Here is an 18,181-nt window from a genome sequence, read left to right as displayed (position 1 = left end):
TTGACTTTGCGCGTGCCTGCCCGAATCTGGTAGCAAACGCTTCAAACGCTTCCCTCGCACACCCGAAATGCCTGTCTTCCACACGCTCCCCGAATGGCTCGCCCATCTCGAAACCGCCCATCCCGTGGGCATCGACATGGGCCTGACGCGCATCACGCGCGTGAAGGAGGCCCTCGGGCTGCGCATCGACGCCACCGTCTTCACCGTGGGCGGCACCAATGGCAAGGGCTCGACCTGCGCCATGCTCGAGCGCATCCTGCTGGAAGCCGGCTACAAGGTAGGCTGCCATACCTCGCCGCACCTGATCTCGTTCAACGAGCGCGCGCGCCTCAACGGCGAGATCGCGACCGACGCGCAACTGCTGCCGCACTTCGAGGCGGTCGAGCGCGCGCGCAACAGCTTTGCCGACCCGGTCAGCCTGACCTACTTCGAATTCACCACGCTGGCGATCATCCATTTCTTCGCGGCTTCCGGCCTGGACGCGATCATCCTCGAGGTCGGGCTGGGCGGCCGCCTCGATGCGACCAATGTGATCGATACCGACTGCGCCATCATCACCAGCGTCGATATCGACCATACCCAGTACCTGGGCAACACCCGCGAGGAAATCGGCTTCGAGAAGGCCGGCATCTTCCGTCCGGGCGTGCCGGCGATCTGCGGCGACCCGGTGCCGCCCAAGTCGCTGGTGGCGCACGCCGAAGCGGTCGGCGCCGAATTGTGGCTGGTGGGGCGCGACTACCATTTCCAGGCCGCCAAGGGCCAGGAGCGCCAGCAATGGGACTGGAGCGGCGGCGGGCGCAAGCTCAACGGCCTGGGCTATCCGGCGCTGCGCGGCGCCAACCAGCTGCTGAATGCATCCGCCGCGCTGGCGGCGCTGCAGGCGCTGCGCCAGCGCCTGCCGGTGAGCGCGCAGGAAGTGCGCAACGGCCTGGCCTTCGTCGAGCTGCCGGGCCGGTTCCAGGTGCTGCCGGGCCGCCCGGCCGTGATCCTGGACGTGGCGCACAATCCGCATGCGGCGGCGACGCTGGGTCAGAACCTCGAGAACATGGGCTTCTTCCGCTACACCTACGCCGTGTTCGGCGCGATGCAGGACAAGGATATCGCCGGCGTGCTCCAGCATGTGGCCGACAAGGTCGACCACTGGTGCCTGTGCGACCTGCCGACCGAACGCGCGGCCAGCGCCGCGGACCTGCTCGGCAAGCTGGAAGCAGGGGGCTTCCGCCCCGGCCCGGATGCCACCGCGTCCTGCTTTTCCAGCCCCGAGGCGGCATTCCGCGACGCCATCGAGCGCGCCACCGAGAATGATAGAATTCTGGTCTTCGGATCGTTCTATACCGTCGCCGGCGTGATGGCCTACCGTGCCACGCAGGCAAACTGAAGCGGGCGCCCCGGCGCGCGCTGACCTGGCAACCCCGGCGGCCTTGGCCGATCACTGAGCGGCAAACGCAACGAGCGGCCCACGGGGCCGTATCACCGAACCAATCTATGGGCCTGCTTTCGCTGTTTTCCTCCCGCAAGGGCAACGACCCGGCACCCGAGCGTGCCCGGCGCCAGCGCGCCGATACGGGTGCGGGCATCGCCTCGTCGCGCCGCCTCGCCGACGAGTATGCCGACGACACGCTGGACCCTGAATTCCCGCAGAAGCAGCGCGCGCGCCGCCGGCTGATCGGCGCCGTGGTGCTGATGGTGGCCGCCGTGGTCGTGCTGCCGATCGTATTCGAGACCAAGCCGCGGCCGGTGTCCGACGATGTCTCGGTCAAGGTCGCCAATGGTGTGACCAGCTCGCAGAAGCCGCGCGTCGAGCCGCGCAAGGCCGATCCGCTGCCGCCCGCGCCGGCCTCGCCGGCCTCCCGCAATGATGCCGCGGCGCTCGATGCCGGCGAGGAAATCGTCAATGCGCCGAAGCCCGCGGCAGCTGCGGCCGACAAGCCCGCTGCGCGCACCGAAGCCAGGCCCGAGCCGAAACCTGAAACCCGGGCCGAAGCCAAGACCGGCAGCGGCAAGTACCTGATCCTGATCGGCGCGTTTTCTTCCGAGGAGCGCGCCAAGGGCTGGCTGGCCAAGCTCAAGGCGAGCAAGGTGCCGGCCTATGTCGAAAAGAAAGTGCTGGCCGATGGCGAGCGCATCCTGCTGCGCGCCGGTCCCTTCAACGACCGCGACGCCGCCGATGCCGCCGACAAGCGCGTGCGCGCCGTGGGGCTGACTTCGAAGGTCGTGGAACAGTAAGGGCGCCGCGGCCGCGCGCGTGCCCGGCCGCCTGCAACGATGCAGCCGACTTTCTTCGACTACGCCGTGGTCTTCATCCTGCTGGCCTCGGGCCTGCTGGGCGTGCTGCGCGGGCTGGTGCGCGAGGTGCTGTCGCTGATCGGCTGGGTGGTGGCGTTCTGGGTGGCGTTCCGCTACGGTGCGGTGGCCGCGGGCTGGATGCCCGAGTCCCTGCCGGGCGGCGAGCTGGCCCGCCATGCGCTGGGCTTCGTGGTGCTGCTGATCGGCACCGTGCTGGGGGCCTCGCTGGCCGGCATGGTGGTAGGGCAGTTGCTGGAGAGCACCGGCCTCAAGCCCGCCGACCGCGGCCTGGGACTGGTGTTCGGCCTGCTGCGCGGCGTGCTGCTGGTGATGGTGATGGTGACGCTGGCCAGCCTGACGAAATTGCCGGAAGAACCGTTCTGGCGCGATGCGGTGAGCCGCCCGTATGTGATGCAGGCCATGGAATCGATCAAGCCATGGTTGCCGCCGGAGCTGGCGAAGTACGTGAAGACATAAGGCCGGGCACGTTGCGCGGCTGGTAGTAACGCAGGCCTTCGGGCCCGGAGGATCCCGGGCCGGGCTGCGCCCCCTGAATCAAAGCCTTTCCTGGGAGCTTGGCATGTGCGGTATCGTCGGTGTGGTTTCAGCCACGCCTGTCAACCAACTGATTTACGACAGCCTGCTGTTGTTGCAACACCGCGGACAGGATGCTGCCGGCATCGCCACCGCCAACGGCAGTACCTTCCACATGCACAAGGCCAACGGCCTGGTGCGCGATGTCTTCCGCACCCGCAACATGCGCGGCCTGCCGGGCACGGCAGGCATCGGCCAGGTGCGCTACCCGACCGCCGGCTCGGCCTCGAGCGAGGAAGAGGCGCAGCCGTTCTACGTCAACGCCCCCTACGGCATCATCCTGGCGCATAACGGCAACCTGACCAACTGGCAGCAGCTGCGCGAGGAAATGTTCCGCCGCGACCGCCGCCACATCAACACGCATTCGGACACCGAAGTGCTGCTGAACGTGCTGGCCGACGAGCTGCAGCGCGCCAGCAACGGCATGGCGCTCGATCCGGAAATGATCTTCAAGGCCGTGGCGGGCATGCACCGGCGCGTGCGCGGCTCGTACGCGATCGCCGCGCAGATCGCCGGCTACGGCATGCTGGCCGTGCGCGACCCGTTCGGCATCCGCCCGCTGTGCCTGGGCAGCGTCGAGACCCCCACCGGCAAGGAATGGATGGTGGCCTCGGAGTCGGTGGCGCTGGAAGGCATCGGCTACAAGTTTGAGCGCGACGTGGGGGCGGGCGAGGCCATCTTCATCGACCTCGACGGCAAGCTCTACAGCAAGCAGTGCGCCGACAACCCGGTGCTGACGCCGTGCATCTTCGAATACGTCTACCTGGCCCGCCCGGATTCGTGCATCGACGGCGTGCCGGTCTACGACGCGCGCCTGCGCATGGGCGACTACCTGGCCGAGAAGATCCGCCAGGAAGTGTCGGCCGGCGATATCGACGTGGTCATGCCGATCCCCGACAGCAGCCGGCCGGCCGCGATGCAGGTGGCCAACCGCCTGGGCGTCAATTACCGCGAAGGCTTCTTCAAGAACCGCTACGTCGGCCGCACCTTCATCATGCCGGGCCAGGCGGTGCGCAAGAAGTCGGTGCGCCAGAAGCTCAACGCCATGGGCGTGGAGTTCAAGGGCAAGAACGTGCTGATCGTCGACGACTCGATCGTGCGCGGCACCACCTCGTTCGAGATCGTGCAGATGGCGCGCGACGCCGGCGCCAACAAGGTGATCTTCGCCTCGGCCGCGCCGCCGGTGAAGTTCCCCAACGTGTACGGCATCGACATGCCGACCCGCAGCGAACTGGTGGCGCATGGCCGCACGCACGAAGAGATCGCGAAGATCATCGGCGCCGACAAGCTGGTGTACCAGGACGTGGAGGCGATGAAGCAGGCGGTGCGCGACATCAACCCCGCGCTGAAGGACTTCGACGCCTCGTGCTTCGACGGCCGCTACATCACCGGCGATATCGACGAGGCCTACCTCGACCGCCTGGAAACCGCGCGCAGCCAGGCCGACCGCGACGGCACCGGTGGCGACACCGAGCGCTCGCAACTGCACCTGCAGCGCTCCGGCGGCAACGAGTAAGCCCCGCCACCGCGTTGGCGCGCGTTGACGAATGCGATGCCCGGCCGTAACATGGCCGGGCGTCGATTTGACAGTCAGCTTGCGGACGCGGGTACAGCCCGAAACAGCTAAAGAGATGGTGGCCAGCAAGATTTCCCGCTGCGCAGCGCCTTGCCGGCGCGACGATGCCCGGAAGCCGGCCGCCACAGCCTGAAGCCCAAGGCCATACGCATACGCAGGACAGCAAGCCCGTCGATCCGACCATCCGATCGCACGGGCTTTTTTCATGGCCGCGCGCCGTCCGCCGGGCGCTGCGCAGCTTGTCGCAACCATCGCATTTGCGCGGGTACGACCGCGCCACCAGCATGAACCAACCGCTCAATCCCGAATCGCTCGGCATCGATACCCTCGGCGTGCGCGCCGGCACGCTGCGCAGCGAGTTCATGGAGCACTCCGAGGCCATGTACCTGACCTCGAGCTTCTGCTTCAACAGCGCCGCCGAGGCCGCCGAGCGCTTTGCCAACTCGGAAGAGGGCTACACTTATTCGCGCTTCACCAACCCGACCGTGTCGATGTTCCAGTCGCGCCTGGCCGCGCTGGAAGGGGCGCAGGCCTGCATGGCGACGGCCTCGGGCATGAGCGCGATCCTGTCGGTGGTGCTGTCGTCGATGCAGGCCGGCGACCATCTGGTCAGCTCGCGCGCGATCTTTGGCTCGACCATGACGCTGTTCAACAATATCTTCGCCAAGTTCGGCGTCGAGACCACCTTTGTCGATCCGACCGACCTGCAAGCGTGGCGCGCCGCGGTGCGGCCCAACACCAGGCTGTTCTTCCTGGAGACGCCATCGAACCCGCTGACCGAGGTGGCCGACATCGCCGCGGTGGCGGATATCGCCCACGACGCCAAGGCGCTGCTGGTGGTCGACAACTGCTTCTGCTCGCCCGCGCTGCAGCAGCCGATGAAGTTCGGCGCCGACATCGTGGTGCATTCCGCGACCAAGCATATCGACGGCCAGGGCCGCGTGCTGGGCGGCGCGGTGCTGGGCACGCACGACTTCATCATGGGCAAGGTGTTCCCGTTCGTGCGCACCGCCGGGCCGACGCTGTCGGCTTTCAATGCCTGGGTGCTGCTCAAGGGCATGGAGACGCTGGCAATCCGCATGGAGCGCCATTCGGCGAGCGCGCTGGCGCTGGCGCAGTTCCTGGAATCGCATCCGGCGGTGGCGCGCGTGTTCCACCCGGCGCTGGCGTCGCACCCGCAGCACCAGATCGCGATGCGCCAGCAAAGCGGCGGTGGCGCCATCGTCTCGTTCGAGCTCAAGGGCGCCACGCCCGAGCAGCAGCGCGCCAATGCCTGGCGCGTGATCGACAACACGCGGCTGTGCTCGATCACCGGCAACCTGGGCGACACCCGCACCACCATCACGCACCCGTACACCACCACGCACGCGCGCGTCAGCCCCGAGGCCAAGGCGGCCGCGGGCGTCGGCGAAGGGCTGATCCGCCTGGCGGTGGGGCTGGAGTCGGTCGAGGACCTGAAGGCCGACCTGCTGCGCGGCCTGGGCGACTGAGGCGCTACTCGGTCGCCGCGACCACCGGGGCCTGTTCTTGCAGGACTGGCCCTTGCGGTGGCTGCGCTAGCGGCGCGGGCTCGTCGCTGCCGGCCATCGCCTTGACGCCGGCGGCGGTGACGTCGTAGGTGGCGCCGACCGCGGTCGAGGCCACGCTGACCGCGGCCGAGCCCACCGTCGCCACCGTCGACACCGCGGCGCTGCCGACCGCCACGGTGGCGCCGACCACCATGCAAGCGGACAGCGACGCGACGGCGCAGGCGGCCGCCAGCATCGGGGCGATGCGCGGCAGGGTGGCGCAGGTTTCGCTATGGTTGCGCAGGTTGCGACGCAGGCGGAGAAATAAAGACGGCATAAAACTCTTGGTATTGGTTGAGCCTGGCATGGGGTCGAGTCAGCGCAGCAGCCGGCGGCGCAGCAGCACCAGGCACACCACCAGCGCGATGACCGCATAGGCGGCCAGCACCGCCAGGTGCAGGCTGGCGCCGTCGAGCGGGCGGCCCAGCATCAGCGGCCGGATCAGCGCCACGGCGTGCGCCAGCGGCAGCGCCTTGGCGGCGGCCTGCACACCTTCGGGCAGCTGTTCCAGCGGGAAGAACACGCCCGACAGCAGCAGCATCGGCGTCATCACCAGGGTCTGGTAGAACATGAAGAAGTCGTAGCTCGGCGCCAGCGCGGTGACGATCATCGCCAGCGCGGCGAAGGCGATCCCGGCCAGCACGATCACCGGCAACGCCAGCAGCGCCCCCGGCATCTGCGCATAGCCGAGAGCGCCCGCCACCAGCATGATGGCCAGCCCCGACAGCACCGCCTTGCTGGCGGCCCAGGCGATCTCGCCCAGCACCACGTCGCCCAGCGTCAGCGGCGCATGCATGATCGCTTCCCAGGTGCGCTGCACATGCATGCGCGAGAACGCCGAATACATCGACTCGAAGCTGGCCGACATCATCACGCTGGACGCGGTGGTGCCGGCCGCCAGGAAGGCGATATACGACACCCCGTCGACCTGGCCCACCATCAGCCCGAGCCCGAGGCCGAGGCCGAACAGGTAGATCATCGGGTCGGCCAGGTTGCCGATCATCGACGGAATCGCCAGCTTCTTCCACACCATGTAGTTGCGGTACCAGACCATCATCCAGTTGCGCAGGTTGCGCGGCAGCAGCGGCTGCGGATAGGTCTGGCGCGACGCCATGGCGGCGGCGGGGGAGGCATCGGCGGCGTCCGCGCGGGGGTCCTGTTCGCTCATGTCGTCCCTTGTTTCAGTCCCGCATCTCGCGGCCGGTCAGCTTGAGGAACACGTCCTCGAGGTTGGCCGGGCGGTGCAGGTAGCGCACGCCGCTCCTGCCGTGCAGCGCCGCCAGCAGCGGGGCGGGCTCGCGCACGTAGCAGAACAGCGTCTCGCCGCTCATTTCGGTGCGCTGCGCCAGCGGTGTCAGCGTGCCGCGCAGCGTTTCCAGTTCATCGCCATAGACCTCGACCACGTCGCAGCCGATCTGGCTGTCGATCAGCTCGTGCGGCTTGCCTTCGGCGATCTTGCGGCCGCCGTCGATCACGCACAGGTAGTTGCACAGCCGCTCGGCTTCCTCCATGAAGTGCGTGGTCAGCAGGATGGTCTTGCCGCTGGCCATCAGCGATTTCAGCCGCTCCCAGATCAGGTGGCGCGCCTGCGGGTCGAGGCCGGTGGTGGGCTCGTCCATTACCAGCAGGTCCGGGTCGTTGATCAGCGCGCGCGCCACGGTCAGGCGCCGGCGCATGCCGCCGGAGAGGTCGCGCACCTGCGCGTCGGCGCGGTTTTCCAGCCGCGCGAATTCCAGCAGCTTCGGCACGCGCCGCTCGATCTCGGCCGACGACAGCCCGAAGTAGCGGCCGAAGATGCGCAGGTTCTCGATCACCGAGAAGTCGGGGTCGAGATTGTCGAACTGCGGCACCACGCCCACGCGCATGCGCGCCTGCGGCGCGCGCTCGGGGATGGGCTCGCCGCACAGCGTCAGCGTGCCCGCCAGCGGCGTGGTCAGGCCCAGCAGCAGCCGCAGCGTGGTGGTCTTGCCGGCGCCGTTGGGGCCCAGCAGGCCGAAGCACTGGCCGCGGAAAACCTGCAGGTCGAGGTCGTCGACCACGACCGTGTCGCCGTATTGCTTGCGCACCTTGCGCAATTCGAGGATGGCAGTCAAGGCAGGGTCCGGTGTGGCGCCGCAACGGCGCAATATCCGCCATTATGCCGGTCATCCGCGCCGGCCTCGGTTGGCGCGGTGCAGCAGGCGCGGGAATAAAAAAACCGCCAGCGAACTGGCGGTTTTTTTGCCTGGCTAGGCCAGGCGCGAAGCGTACCGGAATCAGTACATCTTCTTCGGCAGCATCTGCATGCGCAGGCGCTTGCGCAGGCGTGCTTCGGCGGCCTTCTTCTTGCGCTTGCGCTCGGTCGTCGGTTTCTCGTAAGCGGTACGGCTCTTGAGTTCAACGATCAGGCCAGTCTGCAGAATGGCGCGACGGAAACGCCGCATTGCAACTTCAACGGGCTCACCGGGTTTCAAGACGATCTTAGTCAATTCAGTCCTTTAGGGGATTGCCGCCGGGGCGGCTGGTTCACACGGGGGGAAACTGCGGTCGCCGGAGCGACTGGTATTGCACGCCGGGCCAATGCCCTGGTGCGCCCCCGCGAACCTGAAAGATGTGGACGTTTCAGTCCGTGCAACCAGTGTCAGGGGTGATAGCGCCAGGTCCGAACATAACTGGAGCCTGACAGTACCGGTTTCCATGAATGCTATACGCCCGTAACTATGGCATGTATACGACGGCGCTGTCAAGAATGCAGTGCAACGCAGGCGCGGCGGCCGGGCCTGGAAGTTATCGCCAGGCCACTTCAGCGTGCCGCGGCGTCGGCACCCGACCGCGAGCCGTCTTTATACCGTTTTTACAGCCGTAGCGGGCCTTTCTACCCCGTTTTTATCCCCACATCCCTAATCTGGGTGACGTCTGCCACTCACGATTCTGCTCGACATGGATGCGATGTTCCTGCTCGTTCTGATTGCCTTCGGCGCCGCCAGCGTCGCCCTGGTCGCGCTGTGCGCATGGCTGTGCGGCCCGGCGCGGCCGGTATCTGCCGCGGACCGGCCCCAGCCGGGCGCCACCACCGCCGGAGACCGCTGATGGACTGGACCGAACTGCTGGCCGGCGTGCTTGCCGTGGCCATCTTCCTCTACCTGCTGATTGCGCTGTGCCGTCCGGAGAAGTTCTGATGCCGACCGATTTCCCGGGCCTGCTGGCCCTGTACCTGGCCATCCTGCTGGCCCTGGCCCCTTTGCTTGGCCGCTACCTGCGCCGCGCGGTCGAAGACGACCGCTACCGCCTGACCGGCTGGGGCCGGCCGCTCGAGCGCGCGCTGTACCAGCTCGCCGGCGTGCCTGGCGGCGAGCGGGGCGGCGCGCAGATGGGCTGGCGGCGCTATGCGCTGGCCGTGCTTGCCTTCAACCTGCTCGGCGCGGTGGCGGTCTATGCGCTGCAGCGCCTGCAGGGCTGGCTGCCGCTGAACCCGCAGGGCTTCGGCGCGGTGTCGCCGGACTCGGCCTTCAACACCGCCGTCAGCTTCGTTGCCAACACCAACTGGCAGGGCTATGCCGGCGAATCGACCATGAGCTACCTGACGCAGATGCTGGCGCTGACGGTGCAGAACTTTGTCTCGGCGGCCACCGGCATCGCCGTGGTGTTCGCGCTGATCCGCGGCTTTGCGCGCCAGCGCGCCGGCGGCATCGGCAACTTTTGGGTCGACCTGACACGCATCACGCTGTACGTGCTGGTGCCGCTGGCATCGGCCATTGCGCTGATGCTGGCGAGCCAGGGCGTGATCCAGAACTTCAGCGGCTACCGCGACGCCGCGCTGCTGCGTCCGGTGGCCTACAGCCAGCCGGTCACGGACGCCGCCGGCAATCCGGTTGCCGATGCGCAAGGCCAGGCGCTGACCCGTGCCGCCACGGCGCACACGCAGACGCTGCCGATGGGGCCAGTGGCGTCGCAAGAGGCGATCAAGATGCTGGGCACCAACGGCGGCGGCTTCTTCAACGCCAACTCGGCGCATCCGTACGAGAACCCGACCGCGCTGTCCAACCTGATCGAGATGCTGGCGATCTTCCTGATCCCGGCCGCGCTGTGCTTCACCTTCGGCGAGATGGTGCAGGACCGGCGCCAGGGCGTGGCGGTGCTGGCGGCAATGACGCTGCTGTTCGTGGCCATGGCGTGCCTGGCCGCGCTCGCCGAGCAGCGCGCCGGGACGGTACTGTCCGCGCTGCCGCTGGACCACGCGGGCTCCGCGCTGCAGGCGGGCGGCAATATGGAAGGCAAGGAAACGCGCTTCGGCGTGGCCGCCTCCGCGCTGTTCGCGGCGATCACCACGGCGGCGTCGTGCGGCGCGGTCAATGCCATGCACGATTCCTTCACTGCGCTGGGCGGCATGGTGCCGATGCTGCTGATGCAGCTGGGCGAGGTGGTGTTCGGCGGGGTCGGCTCCGGCCTGTACGGCATGCTGGTCTATGCGGTGCTGGCGGTGTTCATCGCCGGCCTGATGATCGGCCGCACGCCGGAATACCTCGGCAAGAAGATCGAGGCCTTCGAGATGAAGATGACCGTGATCGTGATCCTCGTCACGCCGTTGCTGGTGCTGCTGGGCACAGCGGTGGCGGTGATGGCGGGGGCGGGCCGCGCGGGGGTGCTCAACCCGGGCACGCACGGATTTTCCGAGATCCTGTACGCGCTGTCGTCGGCGGCCAACAACAACGGCAGCGCGTTCGCGGGACTGTCGGCCAACACCCCGTTCTACAACACGCTGCTGGCCGCGGCGATGTGGTTCGGCCGCTTCTGGATCGTGATCCCGGTACTGGCGCTGGCAGGCTCGCTGGCGGCCAAGCCGAAGCTGCCGGCCACCGGCGGCACCATGCCCACGCACGGCGCGCTGTTCGTGGTGCTGCTGGCCGGCGCCGTGCTGATGGTGGGCGCGCTGACCTATGTCCCGGCGCTGGCGCTGGGTCCGGTCGCCGAACACCTGCAGGGCGTGCTGGCCGGCGCCGCGCGCTGATCGCCAGTCCTGACGAATCGCCACTCGCGAACCTGTTCCCATGATGCAACCCGATACCCTGACCACGCGGCCCCAGGCCGCCCCGGAGCGCGCCGAGGACGGCGCCGCCCATGATCCAGCCCACGATGCCGCGCACGACCCCGCGCGCGCGCCGCGCCGCCTGCTGTCGCCCGAGCTGGTGCGCCCGGCGCTGCTCGCGGCGCTGCGCAAGCTGTCGCCGCGCGAGCAGCTGCGCAACCCGGTGATGTTCGTGGTCTATGCCGGCGCCGTCCTGACCACGCTGCTGGCGCTGCGCGCGATGGTCGCGCCGCAGCCGCATGCCCCGGAAAGCGCCGGCTTTATCGTCGCGGTCACGATCTGGCTGTGGGTCACCGTGCTGTTTGCCAACTTTGCCGAGGCCCTGGCCGAGGGGCGCAGCCGCCAGCAGGCCGCGTCGCTGCGCGGGCTCAAGCGCACCGCGAGCGCGCGCGTGCTGACCGAGGGCCGCCGCGACGGTGCCATGCAGGTGCGCCCGGCCACCACGCTGCGCCGCGGCGACGTGGTGCTGGCCGAAGCCGGCGACATGATCCCCGGCGACGGCGAGGTCATCGAAGGCGTGGCCTCGGTCGACGAAAGCGCCATCACGGGCGAGTCGGCACCGGTGATCCGCGAATCCGGCGGCGATTTCTCGTCGGTCACCGGCGGCACCCGCGTGCTGTCCGACTGGATCGTGGTGCGCATCACCACCAATCCCGGCGAGAGCTTTATCGACCGGATGATCTCGATGGTGGAAGGCGCGCGGCGCCAGAAGACACCCAACGAGCTGGCGCTGACCATCCTGCTGGTCGGGCTGTCGATGGTGCTGCTGCTGGCCACGGCCACGCTGCTGCCGTTCTCCGCCTACAGCGTGCTGGTGACGGGCGCGGGGCTGCCGGTCACGGTGACGGTACTGGTGGCGCTGCTGGTGTGCCTGATCCCGACCACCATCGGCGGGCTGCTGTCGGCGATCGGCGTGGCCGGCATGAGCCGCATGATGGCGGCCAATGTGATCGCGACCTCGGGCCGCGCGGTGGAAGCGGCCGGCGACGTCGACGTGCTGCTGCTCGACAAGACCGGCACGATCACGCTGGGCAACCGCCAGGCCGCGCGGATGCTGCCGGCACCGGGCGTGAGCGAACGCCAGCTGGCGGCCGCGGCGTGGCTGTCGTCGCTCGCCGATGAAACCCCGGAGGGCCGCAGCATCGTGGCGCTGGCGCGCCAGCAGGCCAGCGCCGACGCCCCGGGCATGGGTGCGGCGCGGCCGGTGTTCGTGCCGTTCAGCGCGCAGACGCGCATGAGCGGCGTCGACCTCGACGACGGCGCGTCGCGGCGCAGCGTGCGCAAGGGCGCGGCCGATGCCGTGCGCCGCTACGTGGCCGAGCATGCGGGCAAGTTTCCCGATGCGGTCACGCACGCGGTCGAGGACGTGGCGCGGGCCGGCAGCACGCCGCTGGTGGTGGCCGAGCTGGGCGGGGCCGAGGTGCGCGTGCTGGGCGTGGTGGAGCTGAAGGACACGGTCAAGCGCGGCATCCGCGAGCGCTTCGGCGAACTGCGCCGCATGGGCATCCGCACCGTGATGATCACCGGCGACAACCGGCTGACCGCCGCCGCGATCGCCGCCGAGGCGGGCGTCGATGACTTCCTTGCCGAGGCCACGCCCGAAGCCAAGCTGGCGCTGATCCGCCAGTATCAGGCCGAAGGGCGGCTGGTGGCGATGACCGGCGACGGCACCAACGACGCCCCGGCGCTGGCGCAGGCCGACGTCGCGGTCGCCATGAACAGCGGCACCCAGGCCGCGCGCGAGGCCGGCAACATGGTCGACCTCGACAGCAACCCGACCAAGCTGATCGAGATCGTCGGCATCGGCAAGCAGATGCTGATGACCCGCGGCGCGCTCACCACCTTCAGCGTGGCCAACGACCTGGCCAAGTATTTCGCGATCATTCCCGCGGCCTTTGCCACCACCTATCCGCAGCTCGGCCTGCTCAACGTGATGGGGCTGGCGACGCCGGCATCGGCGATCCTGTCGGCGGTGATCTTCAACGCGCTGATCATCGTGGTGCTGATCCCGCTGGCGCTGCGTGGCGTGCGCTACCGCGCGCTCGGCGCCGCCGCGTTGCTGCGCCGCAACCTGCTGGTGTACGGGCTGGGCGGCATCGCGCTGCCGTTTGCCGGCATCAAGCTGATCGACCTGGGCCTGGCCGCCATGGGCTGGGCCTGATCCGACCCGACCTCAAACAATGTTCGGAGCAACCATGTCCAATCCAATCACTGCCGGCACCGCGCACGCCGCGCACACCGAAGAACAGGGCGGCCTGATGCGCCCGGCGCTGGTCATCCTGCTGGCGCTGTCGCTGCTGACCGGCCTGCTGTACCCCGCGGCGATCACCATGATTGCCGGCGCGGCCTTTCCGCACCAGGCGGCCGGCTCGCTGATCGTGCGCGACGGCAAGGTGCTGGGATCCGAGTTGATCGGCCAGCCGTTCTCCGCGCCCGGGGACTTCTGGGGCCGGCTCTCGGCGACCGCGCCAATGCCTTATAACGGCGGGGCTTCCGGCGGCTCCAACCTGGGGCCGTCGAACCCGGCGCTGGCCGATGCGGCACGCGCGCGCATCGAGGCTTTGCGCGCGGCCGATCCCGGCAACACCGCGCCGGTGCCGGTGGACCTAGTCACCGCCTCCGGCAGCGGCCTGGACCCGCATATCAGCGTGGCCGCGGCCGAGTACCAGGCGGCGCGCGTGGCGCGGGCGCGGGGTGTGCCGCTCGCGCAGGTGCGCGCGCTGATCGCGGCGCATACCGACAGGCCGCTGCTGCCGGTGCTGGGCGAGGCCGGAGTCAACGTGCTGCAGCTGAACCTGGCACTGGATGCGCTGCCGGCGCGCTGAGGCGGCAAACCTCGCGGCGAACCTCGCGGCGGGCCTCGCGCCGGCCTGCATGGCACAATCTGGCTGCGCTCGCGCTGCCGCAACGTGAGCGCGCCCACCATGCCCGCGCGCCCAGCCGACGACCTCCGCCCCGATCCCGACCACCTGCTGCAACGCCTGCAGGCCGACGGCGAACGCGCCGCGCGCGGACGCCTGCGCATCTACTTCGGCGCCTCGGCGGGGGTCGGCAAGACCTTTGCGATGCTGGCGGCGGCACGCGCGCTGCGTGAACAGGGCGGCGATGTGGTGGTGGGCGTGGTCGAAAGCCATGGCCGCGCCGAGACCGAGGCGCTGGCCGAAGGCCTCGAGCAACTGCCGCGGCGCGTGCTCGAGCACCGTGGCCGCGCGCTGCAGGAATTCGACCTCGACGCCGCGCTGGCACGCCGGCCGGCGCTGGTGCTGGTGGACGAACTGGCCCACAGCAACGCGCCCGGCAGCCGCCATCCCAAGCGCTGGCAGGACATTGCCGAGCTGCGCTCGGCCGGCATCGACGTCTGGACCACCGTCAACGTCCAGCACCTCGACAGCCTGAACCAGGCGGTGGCCGGCATCACCGGCATCCGCGTGCGCGAGACCGTGCCCGACGCGGTCTTCGACGAGGCCGACGAAGTGGTGCTGGTCGACCTGCCCGCCGACGAGCTGCTGCGCCGGCTGCGCGAAGGCCGGGTGTACGTCCCCGAACAGGCCCGCCACGCGGTGCAGCACTTCTTCCGCAAGGGCAACCTGATCGCGCTGCGCGAGCTGGCGCTGCGCCGCACCGCCGACCGCGTCGACGACGATGTGCGCGCCTACCGCCAGCAGGCGTCGATCGAGCCGGTGTGGCGCACGCGCGAAGCCGTGCTGGCCTGCATCGGCCTCGGCAGCGATGCCGCGCAGGTGGTGCGCAGCGCGCGCCGGCTGGCGGCGCAGCTCGATTGCGACTGCCATGTGGTGACAGTGTCGGTGCCGCGGCTGGCGCCGGTGCCTGACCCGCTGCGCGCGCAGCTCGACGAGGCCACGCGGCTGGCCGAGTCGCTGGGCGCGCGCACCGAGACCCTGGCCGGCAGCGACATGGTGGCGGCGGTGGCCGGCTATGTGCGGCGGCACAACCTGACCAAGGTCCTGATCGGCCGCACCCCGGCGCGCTGGCGTGACCGTGGCGCTGCGCTGCCGGGCCGCCTGCATGCGTGGCTGGCGCAGCTGCTGGCGCCGTGGCTGGGTGCGCGCGCCTGGCTGTTCGGGCGCAGCAGCTTTGCCGATGCGCTGGCGGCCGCGTGTCCGGAGGTCGACGTGATCCGCGTCGCCGCCGACGGGGTCCGGCATGATGCGCCCGATGCCGTCCGCAATGCGCATGGCGTCCAACCGCAAGTTGAAGAGGTCGGTCCGGCGCAGTGGCCCGGCCTGCTGTGGGCGGTGGCCTGGTGCGCCGGCGCCACCGCGCTGTCGGCGCTGGCGCGGCCATGGTTCGACCTGGTCAATATCGCCATGCTGTTCCTGCTGGCGGTGGCGGGGGTGGCGCTGCGCCACGGACGCACCGCCGGCGCCTTCGCCGCGCTGGTGGCGGTGGGCGCGTTCGACTTCTTCTTCGTGCCGCCGCAGCTGTCGTTCGCGGTCAGCGACGTGCAATACCTGGTGACCTTCCTGGTGATGCTGGCGGTGGGGCTGGTGATCGGGCAGCTCACCGCCGGGCTGCGCGAGCAGGCGCGCGTGTCGGTCCAGCGCGAGACCGACGCGCGCACGCTGTACGAACTGGCGCGCGAACTGTCGGCGGCGCTGACCGATGCACAGATCATCGCCATCGGCAGCCGCTTCCTGCGCGCGGCGTTCGACGCGCGCACGGCGTTCTTCCTGGCCGGCCCGAAAGGGCGCTTGCTGCCTGCTGCAACCGATGCCGAGAGCGATGCACAAGCCGGCGTCGCGGCGCAGAGCGACGCCATCGACCATGTGCTGGCGCAATGGGTGTTCAACCACGGCCAGCCGGCCGGCACCGGCACCGACACGCTGCCGGCGGGCACGGTGCTGTACCTGCCGCTGAAAGCGCCGATGCAGGTGCGCGGCGTGCTCGCAGTCGAGCCGCGCGCCTGGCGTGCCTTCGCGCAGCCAGCGCTGCGGCGCCAGGCCGATGTCTTCGCCACGCTGATCGCGATTGCGCTGGAGCGGCTGCATTACGTCGAGGTCGCGCAGCAGGCCCTGTTGACGATGGAGTCCGAACGTTTGCGCAGCTCGCTGCTGGCGGCGGTGTCGCATGACCTGCGCACGCCGCTGACCAGCCTGATCGGCATGGCCGAGACCCTGCAGCGCGGCACGCCGCCGCTGGCGCCGGGCGTGGCCGAAACGGTCGGTGCCATGCGCGACCAGGCGCGGCGCATGCATGCGATGGTGGCCAACCTGCTCGACATGGCCCGCCTGCAGGGCCCCGACGTGGCGCTGCGCAAGACCTGGCAGTCGTTCGAGGAACTGGCCGGCGCGGCGCTGGCATCGCTGCGCGATGCGCTCGCGCGGCACCGCGTGGTGGTGGCCGACCTGTCGGCGCTGCCGCTGGTGGAATGCGATGGCGTGCTGATCGAGCGCGTGCTGTGCAACCTGCTCGAGAACGCCGCCAAGTACACCGCGCCGGGCACCGAGATCCGGCTGCGCGGCGAGGTCACCGAAGCGTCGGTGCATCTGATCGTCGAGGACGACGGCCCCGGCGTGCCGGCCGCGATGGCACGCCAGGTGTTCGAAAAATTCACGCGCGGCGAGCGCGAATCCGTCACCAGCGGCGTGGGCCTGGGCCTGGCCGTGTGCGAGGCGATCGTGCAGGCGCACGGCGGCAGCATCCGGGTCGAGCCGGTGCATCCGGCGCAGGCCGCGAAGGTCGATGGGGCCGGAGCGCGCTTCGTGGTCACGCTGCCGCGCGGCACCCCGCCCGTGCTGGAACCCGAAGCGGCCGGCGTGCCGGCCTGAAGCCGCCCAACTTGCAAGGAAGCAACGCGTCATGCCATTCGAGTTTTCGCCCACGGTGCTGCTGGTGGAAGACGAGCCCCATATCCGCCGCTTCGTGCGCGCGGCGCTGCAGGACGAGGGCTGCATCGTGCACGAGGCCGATACGCTGCAGCGCGGCCTGATCGAGGCCGGCACGCGCCAGCCCGACCTGGTGATCCTGGACCTGGGCCTGCCCGACGGCGACGGCGTGTCGATGATCGGCGAGCTGCGCACCTGGACCGAAGTGCCAGTGCTGGTGCTGTCGGCGCGCACCGACGAGACCGAGAAGATCCGCGCGCTCGACGCCGGCGCCGACGACTACCTGACCAAGCCCTTCGGCGTGGGCGAGCTGGTGGCGCGGCTGCGTGTGCTGTTGCGCCGGCATGCGCGCGCTGGCGCGCAGGGGCGGGCGCAGGTGGCGTTCGGCGATGTCGCCGTCGACCTCGCCAACCGGCAGGTCACGCGCGGCGGCGAGGCGGTGCACCTGACCCCGATCGAATACCGCCTGCTTGCCGTGCTGCTGGCGCACCGCGGCAAGGTCATGACGCACCGCGAGCTGCTGCGCGAAGTGTGGGGACCGTCCCATGCCGACAGCAGCCACTATCTGCGCGTCTACATGGGGCACCTGCGGCACAAGCTGGAGGCCGACCCGGCCCAGCCGGCGTGGCTGCTGACCGAGGTCGGCGTGGGTTACCGCTTCGCCGGCTGAGCCCGGGGAAGCCCACTTCACACCATCCGTTTGCGATCGATCACGCGCCGCGTGAGGGCGGCGCTCGTCCATGCCATCCGCTCCCGGTAAACCCGCAAACGCACTAAAAAAACCTTTGACGGATAAATTCATCTGTATAAACTATTATTCATAAACATGAATTCAGGCAGGAGACCCGCATGCCCCACCAACCTGTGTATTTCATCTCGACCGCCGAGGTCGAGGGCTACCACCCCGCCAACCATGTCGGCACGCTCAACCGCCGGCTGGTCGCGCCGGAAACGGTCGGTTCGCGCCACCTGGAAGTGATCCACGGCACCATCGAGAAGGGCAAGGGCGCGCTGCCGCACGCGCATCCCGGCATCGAGCAGGTCTGCTACGTGCTCGAAGGACGCGCCGTCGCCGAGGTCGGCGGCCAGCGCCGCGAGCTGGGTCCGGGCGACTGCTGTTTCTTCCCCCCGGACCAGATGCACGTCTTCACGGTGGTCAGCGACGAGCCGGCGAAGATTCTGGTGATCTATTCCCCGCCCTACGAGGAATCCCCTGACCGCGTGATACGGCCCGCCTGACCGGCGG

17 protein-coding genes are annotated in these 18,181 nt (G+C 69.4%); 13 read left to right on the top strand and 4 right to left on the bottom strand.

The features are described 5' to 3' along the window. Window positions 1-67: 67 nt before the first annotated feature. The 5 genes from folC to U9J39_RS26780 all read left to right on the top strand — a co-directional run bounded on the left by folC (window position 68) and on the right by U9J39_RS26780 (window position 5,946). Window positions 68-1,378 (top strand): bifunctional tetrahydrofolate synthase/dihydrofolate synthase, encoded by a 1,311-nt coding sequence (gene folC, locus U9J39_RS26800; protein WP_115710192.1) that lies wholly within the window; start codon window positions 68-70, stop codon window positions 1,376-1,378. 107 nt (window positions 1,379-1,485) lie between these two features. Continuing rightward, a complete protein-coding gene (locus tag U9J39_RS26795) occupies window positions 1,486-2,226 on the top strand; it encodes an SPOR domain-containing protein (RefSeq protein ID WP_116312844.1) in 741 nt (246 codons plus the stop codon). A gap of 39 nt (window positions 2,227-2,265) precedes the next feature. Continuing rightward, window positions 2,266-2,763, top strand: a complete 498-nt coding sequence (locus U9J39_RS26790) for a CvpA family protein (protein ID WP_025585719.1) — start codon at window positions 2,266-2,268, stop codon at window positions 2,761-2,763. A 103-nt stretch (window positions 2,764-2,866) separates the two neighbouring features. After that, entirely contained in the window at window positions 2,867-4,396 is a 1,530-nt protein-coding gene (purF, locus tag U9J39_RS26785; protein ID WP_115680667.1) for an amidophosphoribosyltransferase, read from the top strand. Between the two features lie 344 nt (window positions 4,397-4,740). Further along, on the top strand, window positions 4,741-5,946 hold the full coding sequence (locus tag U9J39_RS26780; protein ID WP_116313282.1) for an O-succinylhomoserine sulfhydrylase: 1,206 nt from the start codon (window positions 4,741-4,743) through the stop codon (window positions 5,944-5,946). A gap of 4 nt (window positions 5,947-5,950) precedes the next feature. Here U9J39_RS26780 and U9J39_RS26775 read toward each other — a convergent pair whose 3' ends face one another. The 4 genes from U9J39_RS26775 to rpsU form a co-directional block, all read right to left on the bottom strand. Beyond that, the gene (locus U9J39_RS26775; protein ID WP_240987682.1) at window positions 5,951-6,301 is read right to left on the bottom strand and encodes a hypothetical protein; all 351 of its coding nucleotides are present in this window, start codon (window positions 6,299-6,301) and stop codon (window positions 5,951-5,953) included. A gap of 39 nt (window positions 6,302-6,340) precedes the next feature. After that, a complete protein-coding gene (locus U9J39_RS26770) occupies window positions 6,341-7,192 on the bottom strand; it encodes an ABC transporter permease (protein ID WP_115680666.1) in 852 nt (283 codons plus the stop codon). 13 nt (window positions 7,193-7,205) lie between these two features. Next, complete coding sequence (gene nodI / locus U9J39_RS26765) at window positions 7,206-8,117, bottom strand: nodulation factor ABC transporter ATP-binding protein NodI (RefSeq protein ID WP_115680665.1); 912 nt, start codon at window positions 8,115-8,117, stop codon at window positions 7,206-7,208. A gap of 162 nt (window positions 8,118-8,279) precedes the next feature. Continuing rightward, window positions 8,280-8,492 (bottom strand): 30S ribosomal protein S21, encoded by a 213-nt coding sequence (rpsU, locus tag U9J39_RS26760; RefSeq protein WP_010814647.1) that lies wholly within the window; start codon window positions 8,490-8,492, stop codon window positions 8,280-8,282. A 451-nt stretch (window positions 8,493-8,943) separates the two neighbouring features. Here rpsU and U9J39_RS26755 point away from each other — a divergent pair, with 451 nt between their 5' ends. The 8 genes from U9J39_RS26755 to U9J39_RS26720 all read left to right on the top strand — a co-directional run bounded on the left by U9J39_RS26755 (window position 8,944) and on the right by U9J39_RS26720 (window position 18,174). Next, entirely contained in the window at window positions 8,944-9,093 is a 150-nt protein-coding gene (locus tag U9J39_RS26755; RefSeq protein WP_172581745.1) for a hypothetical protein, read from the top strand. Next, window positions 9,093-9,182 carry a potassium-transporting ATPase subunit F gene (locus U9J39_RS26750; RefSeq protein WP_111517532.1) on the top strand — a complete coding sequence of 30 codons (90 nt, stop codon included), beginning with the start codon at window positions 9,093-9,095 and terminating at the stop codon, window positions 9,180-9,182. Before U9J39_RS26755 ends, U9J39_RS26750 begins: the two co-directional genes overlap by 1 nt. Next, window positions 9,182-11,011 (top strand): potassium-transporting ATPase subunit KdpA, encoded by a 1,830-nt coding sequence (gene kdpA, locus U9J39_RS26745; protein ID WP_116312843.1) that lies wholly within the window; start codon window positions 9,182-9,184, stop codon window positions 11,009-11,011. The genes U9J39_RS26750 and kdpA overlap by 1 nt, the downstream gene beginning before the upstream one ends. A gap of 40 nt (window positions 11,012-11,051) precedes the next feature. Next, window positions 11,052-13,250, top strand: a complete 2,199-nt coding sequence (gene kdpB, locus U9J39_RS26740; RefSeq protein WP_442784927.1) for a potassium-transporting ATPase subunit KdpB — start codon at window positions 11,052-11,054, stop codon at window positions 13,248-13,250. 34 nt (window positions 13,251-13,284) lie between these two features. Then, entirely contained in the window at window positions 13,285-13,914 is a 630-nt protein-coding gene (gene kdpC / locus U9J39_RS26735; RefSeq protein ID WP_326348551.1) for a potassium-transporting ATPase subunit KdpC, read from the top strand. A gap of 99 nt (window positions 13,915-14,013) precedes the next feature. Then, window positions 14,014-16,878 (top strand): DUF4118 domain-containing protein, encoded by a 2,865-nt coding sequence (locus tag U9J39_RS26730; protein ID WP_326348550.1) that lies wholly within the window; start codon window positions 14,014-14,016, stop codon window positions 16,876-16,878. Between the two features lie 31 nt (window positions 16,879-16,909). Then, the gene (gene kdpE / locus U9J39_RS26725) at window positions 16,910-17,605 is read left to right on the top strand and encodes a two-component system response regulator KdpE (RefSeq protein ID WP_115680660.1); all 696 of its coding nucleotides are present in this window, start codon (window positions 16,910-16,912) and stop codon (window positions 17,603-17,605) included. A gap of 179 nt (window positions 17,606-17,784) precedes the next feature. Next, window positions 17,785-18,174, top strand: coding sequence for a cupin domain-containing protein (locus U9J39_RS26720; RefSeq protein WP_115710186.1), 390 nt, complete (start codon window positions 17,785-17,787; stop codon window positions 18,172-18,174). Window positions 18,175-18,181: the final 7 nt, after the last annotated feature.

The organism is Cupriavidus sp. SS-3 (assembly GCF_035818815.1).
GTDB lineage: Bacteria > Pseudomonadota > Gammaproteobacteria > Burkholderiales > Burkholderiaceae > Cupriavidus > Cupriavidus taiwanensis_C.
Note: the sequence above shows the minus strand (reverse complement) of the source record. Positions and strands in the feature narration are given on the sequence as shown.

What these genes read in the sequence shown, in the direction of transcription:
- kdpA (WP_116312843.1), top strand. Translation starts at nt 9,182, where the DNA reads ATGCCGACCGATTTCCCGGGCCTGCTGGCCCTGTACCTGGCCATCCTG.
- U9J39_RS26770 (WP_115680666.1), bottom strand. Translation starts at nt 7,192, where the DNA reads ATGAGCGAACAGGACCCCCGCGCGGACGCCGCCGATGCCTCCCCCGCC.
- kdpB (WP_442784927.1), top strand. Translation starts at nt 11,052, where the DNA reads ATGATGCAACCCGATACCCTGACCACGCGGCCCCAGGCCGCCCCGGAG.
- U9J39_RS26795 (WP_116312844.1), top strand. Translation starts at nt 1,486, where the DNA reads ATGGGCCTGCTTTCGCTGTTTTCCTCCCGCAAGGGCAACGACCCGGCA.
- folC (WP_115710192.1), top strand. Translation starts at nt 68, where the DNA reads ATGCCTGTCTTCCACACGCTCCCCGAATGGCTCGCCCATCTCGAAACC.
- U9J39_RS26780 (WP_116313282.1), top strand. Translation starts at nt 4,741, where the DNA reads ATGAACCAACCGCTCAATCCCGAATCGCTCGGCATCGATACCCTCGGC.
- kdpE (WP_115680660.1), top strand. Translation starts at nt 16,910, where the DNA reads ATGCCATTCGAGTTTTCGCCCACGGTGCTGCTGGTGGAAGACGAGCCC.
- U9J39_RS26720 (WP_115710186.1), top strand. Translation starts at nt 17,785, where the DNA reads ATGCCCCACCAACCTGTGTATTTCATCTCGACCGCCGAGGTCGAGGGC.
- U9J39_RS26790 (WP_025585719.1), top strand. Translation starts at nt 2,266, where the DNA reads ATGCAGCCGACTTTCTTCGACTACGCCGTGGTCTTCATCCTGCTGGCC.
- purF (WP_115680667.1), top strand. Translation starts at nt 2,867, where the DNA reads ATGTGCGGTATCGTCGGTGTGGTTTCAGCCACGCCTGTCAACCAACTG.
- U9J39_RS26775 (WP_240987682.1), bottom strand. Translation starts at nt 6,301, where the DNA reads ATGCCGTCTTTATTTCTCCGCCTGCGTCGCAACCTGCGCAACCATAGC.
- kdpC (WP_326348551.1), top strand. Translation starts at nt 13,285, where the DNA reads ATGTCCAATCCAATCACTGCCGGCACCGCGCACGCCGCGCACACCGAA.
- U9J39_RS26730 (WP_326348550.1), top strand. Translation starts at nt 14,014, where the DNA reads ATGCCCGCGCGCCCAGCCGACGACCTCCGCCCCGATCCCGACCACCTG.
- U9J39_RS26755 (WP_172581745.1), top strand. Translation starts at nt 8,944, where the DNA reads ATGGATGCGATGTTCCTGCTCGTTCTGATTGCCTTCGGCGCCGCCAGC.
- U9J39_RS26750 (WP_111517532.1), top strand. Translation starts at nt 9,093, where the DNA reads ATGGACTGGACCGAACTGCTGGCCGGCGTGCTTGCCGTGGCCATCTTC.